This window comes from Bacillus sp. DNRA2 (assembly GCF_012843265.1).
GTDB lineage: Bacteria > Bacillota > Bacilli > Bacillales > Cytobacillaceae > Bacillus_BU.
Genome location: NZ_JABAIT010000054.1, coordinates 1 through 4,528 on the forward strand (window position 1 = coordinate 1; position 4,528 = coordinate 4,528).

General features: G+C 32.3%; 6 protein-coding genes and 1 pseudogene. All 7 read right to left on the minus strand.

Going from position 1 to position 4,528, the window contains the following annotated elements; all coding sequences use genetic code 11:
- On the minus strand, positions 1 to 273 hold a 273-nt coding region (locus tag HHO41_RS21735; protein WP_169102634.1), incomplete at its 3' end, for a hypothetical protein.
- 22 nt (positions 274 to 295) lie between these two features.
- Positions 296 to 787, minus strand: a complete 492-nt coding sequence (locus tag HHO41_RS21740) for a matrixin family metalloprotease (RefSeq protein WP_481747110.1) — start codon at positions 785 to 787, stop codon at positions 296 to 298.
- A 530-nt stretch (positions 788 to 1,317) separates the two neighbouring features.
- Positions 1,318 to 2,292: an NAD-dependent epimerase/dehydratase family protein gene (locus HHO41_RS21745; protein WP_169102638.1), complete on the minus strand. Its 975-nt coding sequence runs from the start codon at positions 2,290 to 2,292 to the stop codon at positions 1,318 to 1,320.
- Positions 2,293 to 2,760: 468 nt separating this feature from the next.
- Positions 2,761 to 3,108, minus strand: coding sequence for a GNAT family N-acetyltransferase (locus tag HHO41_RS21750; RefSeq protein ID WP_248278573.1), 348 nt, complete (start codon positions 3,106 to 3,108; stop codon positions 2,761 to 2,763).
- Positions 3,071 to 3,262, minus strand: coding sequence for a hypothetical protein (locus HHO41_RS22515; RefSeq protein WP_248278574.1), 192 nt, complete (start codon positions 3,260 to 3,262; stop codon positions 3,071 to 3,073). The genes HHO41_RS21750 and HHO41_RS22515 overlap by 38 nt, the downstream gene beginning before the upstream one ends.
- Before the next feature lie 258 nt (positions 3,263 to 3,520).
- Positions 3,521 to 4,006, minus strand: a complete 486-nt coding sequence (locus tag HHO41_RS21755) for an SMI1/KNR4 family protein (protein WP_169102640.1) — start codon at positions 4,004 to 4,006, stop codon at positions 3,521 to 3,523.
- 184 nt (positions 4,007 to 4,190) lie between these two features.
- Positions 4,191 to 4,427, minus strand: a pseudogene (locus tag HHO41_RS21760) (MmcQ/YjbR family DNA-binding protein); the annotation flags it as partial.
- Positions 4,428 to 4,528 lie beyond the last annotated feature (101 nt).

Below are 4,528 nucleotides of genomic sequence, written 5' to 3' on the forward strand. Positions count from 1 at the left end.
CATTTTAACAAATAATTTGATAATCCCCTGCCTTTTTGGAAAATTTAGGTGGGGGAATTTTAAATGACTAAATGGGGGAATTTTCAGTTGACAAATACAAGTTTCTTCAGGATTATACATATCAATACCAAAAGTACCTTCTAAGTGGTTTTCTGGTAAGCTTTTTAATTCACTAGTACTCATATTTTTTGAGAAATTCGAACAACCGACAAAAAAGAAAGATAGACTTAATAACATAGATATCGATAAAAAGATACGTAATTTTTTGTTCACTAAAAACCCCTCAATTCTATGGTTAATATAGGATAGAAGCAGCATCATAAGAAGCTTTATCATTCGCACTTAAAGTTGTTCTGGTCGACGTATACATATACATGACATCAGTAGTTTGATTGTACCCTAAGCCAAGTGCGTGACCTAACTCATGTGTTGCCACATTTAATTTTTCAGCACTGCCTTTACTACCCAAATTTCTGGTATTAAACCAGATTGCTCCACCGCCTGTAGTATAAGCATCTATTCCAGAGGATTCACTGTAATCAGAACAGTATACGTCTTCAACGACAGTAAGCGAGTCGGGTCTAATAACTCCACTTTTATAAGCATTCCAAGTGGATGCTGCTGTCCTCACATAAGACATGTAAATAGAATTTCCATCGTAATCTAAATGCTTGCTCGAATCTACTAAATCAAAAGAGTTTACTGAAACTGTTGCAGCTGATGTTGACACAGGAAGTAAAAAAGGAATAACACACAACAAAATAATGCTAGTTTTACTGATATGAATTTCTTTTTCATTAATCAAACGCCTCCTTTTTATTATATTGCCAAAATAATAAAAAAACAGAAACTTCCTAAAAATTATAATAGATGCAAAAAATTGGTATTCAATACAATATATTTTATTTTTTCAATATAATTACAACACTGTAACAAACTGTTCACAACTGAATTGATAATGCACAAATGCATTGGATGCGTAAAATTATATTAAATGTATAATAATGCATGTATTGATTAATTCATTTCAATAAGCTTGTATAAAACAACTCTGTTGACTTTTTTACCCCAAATAAAAAACAGCATGGTTTTGGAAACCAGACTGTTCAAATGGTAAAATAATAATTTTTTATTAAACTAAAGCGCCCTTTTCTGGAATAACGAAATATGATTTTAGTCCCAAAATCAATCATCGCTTGTTGAACTATCGCACCCTATAGCTTAAGTGAAACACTTCACAATTTTTCCTGTAGAATGTTAAAATGCGATTTTCACTCTGAAAATCACATCTCTTCTTTTTATAAAAAACATCTATAATCAGACGTTTTTCAGTAAGCAATAATTTGTTACTCTTTCTAACTCTTTCATACAATCAAATTCCTCAATCATATTTTGCTGTAAAAACCAATCAAAACTTGCTTGTAAACCTTTCTCTATGTCAATACGTGGTAGAGGAAGATTATGTTCTTTTAGTTTATTTATATTCATCAAATAAGTAATATCTCTAAAAGGAAAAAACTGCCTGGGGATTACATTTAGCTTATCCATATCCTCCTGACTTACACCTAAAATCGTGGTATGTTTGGAAATAATTTTTTGTATTGTTTCAACAAACTCTTTCCATTCAAATTCCCTTGGATGCGTTAAATTATATGCCTCCCCAACCGTTTTATCATTTGTTATGGAATTTAACATAATGTCCACTACATCTTTAATGTGTATGAACTGCGTCTTTTTACCTGTGTTCGGAACAGGTATCAATTTATTATTTAAGATTCTATGGAAGAAATAAGACTCTCGATAAAGATTGTTACCTTCCCCATAAATATATGACGGGCGGAAGATGACCATTGGAAAACCATTGTTTTTACTTAAATTAAAAAGATAATCTTCTGCTTCATTTTTGTCCAATCCATACTGCCCCCAATTAGGGTTTGAACCTCGTTCATTATTTTCATATAGGTAGTTACTATTTGGAGTATATACAGCACCTGAACTTAAAAAACAGTATCGTTTGATTGTGGATAAATTAACTGATTTTAATAAGATTTCCACATCCTTACGTGAATAAGCAGAAATATCAAAAATATAATCATACATATTCCCACTTAAGTATCTTTTTAATTCACTTTCATTTTTTCTATCACAAATATAATGTTTTTTGTAGCCCAGTGTAGATACTTCTTTAATTCCTCTTGTTAAAAAATCTACTTGATACCCTTTTGAAATTAAACCATTAAGAATTGCCCTTCCTACAAACTCAGTACCACCCATTACTAATACCTTTTTCAATCCCGTCACTCCATATCTCAATTATCCATTAAATTACTCACCATCATATATTACTAACTTTATTCCACAAAATTACTCAATTTCCTTCTTGTGCTAAACTGAACCGTTAGCTCAAAAGAATGCTGCCGCAATGGCAGCCGGATTATCAACTCTTGCATCCTTTGAAAATGGTTCAATTAATTTGAAAATTTTTTGAGTGCAAACTGAAACTGAATGCTATTTTTTACATCATATCTTTTTCATTAGCTAACTGAGTTTTTAAGGTATCCTGTAATTCTGCTAGATTTATCTAATTCACTTCCTTCTGCATTCGTTAGCTCCTTGTATTCAATATGTTACTCCATTAAATGGCCCCAAAATGAAAATAAGCGCTGATCCTTGGTTAATGGATAGCGCTCGATTGTTGATTTAGAAATTCTAGTCCTGTTTTATTATGAATCCATCGGTTAAGTTACAAAATTGTTATTATCATAAATACAAAACCATATGTTCTTCGTCCCAATATTGTTCATTAAATTTTAAGGCTTTTTCTTCTAATCCATACCTACTAAAGCCTAAAGAAGAGTTCATATTTTTGGCTGTTTGGTTATTTGAAACAACCGTTAATTGTAGCTGTTCGATTCCAAGGGATTTAGCCTTTTCTATAAGGTTAAGCATTATTGATTTTCCAATTCTTAATCCTCGATGTTTCGGTGACACGTACATAGCTAAGATATTTGCTTTATGTTTAATTTTCAAAAACGTTTCTACTTGTAATGTGCCTACACCTATAAGATTTTTAATCTTTAAATACTCCATATGTATATCGATTTTCATTTTGAAGTGTTTCGGCATATTTATTGATTGGGTTTTCTTGTTGCAACTCTTCATCATACGTAATTAGGAATGATTCTGGGCTTTGTTTCAAAGCCTGTAACCTTAAATTCCAATATAACTCTGCATCAGATGCTGTTAATAGTCGAATATACATCTCAACACATCCTCATTCTGACTAAATATTTATTTCGCTCTTTTATTTTATAATATTTTTGGCTTAATTTATTAACTACTTCCACCAACCTGACACTATAGTTAATTAATGGCCAAGAAAAATGGACTGCTAATACTAACAGTCCAAGTTGTTGCATTTTTGCGCCCGATTACTGAATATCGTTATTGAACTAAATGTCAGTTCGTTCAATATGGACTTTAATCAAATGTTTAAATTCAGTCTGACATATCATTAAAGTTAATCAGCATTAATGAATGCTATTGAAAACAGGTCTGATAATCTCTCTACGATAACTCCCATATTCTTAATAATCATCTCAGTATCTTCACCGTACTCGTGGTCCAATAAATAAACAGGTGGATTATTTCCTTCATTTATATTTATTGCATAAGGGTCACCTATTCCACTCTCTACTCCAATACAGAGGTATCCTCGATTGAAAACAGCACATCCAGGTACTGCAGATTTGTTTTCCTGTATTAATTCTTTTGGGTCCAGAAAATCGATTAATAACTCAAATTCCTCGTCTTCTAATGAAATGGGAACAACAAGTTGGCTGCTACATATAGGGACTTGATACATTAATTTTATTAGCCAGTCTGGTAGGTTTTCGCCAAGTTCATCTCTAAGTAAGTTAATTTCTGTATCTGAAGCAACTCTAGTTGAAACCTTAGAACGTTTAATCATTTCTAATGCAGAATCGTATAACTCATTTTTATCCATTTTGTCCTCCGCTATATTTGTTCATTTTGCTATGTATTTCGGCATTAAAGTTAGGTACTCCTTCTTCAACAAACCTACCCAAACAAAGAGCGCATTTCTTAGCAAATGCGCCCGTTTATTGAAGAAGGGCTGCTCTATATTAAATTGAATAAAATAGGGTATTAATCCTTCTGGATTAATACCCTCACCTATGGCTACTACCTTTACGCTTACTTATATTAGTTAACATATAGCTTTGTCTTATCATTTCATAAATTTCTTCTTTTGGAACGGTACCGTCAAGAATTATTGAATTCCAATGGCCCTTATTAAGATGAAATGCTGGTACTACCGAAGGGTAAGTCCGCCGCCAGAAGTCCAGAAAACCGAGTTCACACTTCACATTGATCCAAATATAATCATCTTTTTCAAAAATCCACGCGATGAATACAGCCACCCAAATGTACCACTAGTGACATTGTTTGTACCAATTAGTGACAAGAAATTTACCACTTTGTGACAAGGCATTTACCAATAAGTACT

What these genes read in the sequence shown, in the direction of transcription:
- HHO41_RS21750 (WP_248278573.1), bottom strand. Translation starts at nt 3,108, where the DNA reads ATGAAAATCGATATACATATGGAGTATTTAAAGATTAAAAATCTTATA.
- HHO41_RS22515 (WP_248278574.1), bottom strand. Translation starts at nt 3,262, where the DNA reads ATGTATATTCGACTATTAACAGCATCTGATGCAGAGTTATATTGGAAT.
- HHO41_RS21755 (WP_169102640.1), bottom strand. Translation starts at nt 4,006, where the DNA reads ATGGATAAAAATGAGTTATACGATTCTGCATTAGAAATGATTAAACGT.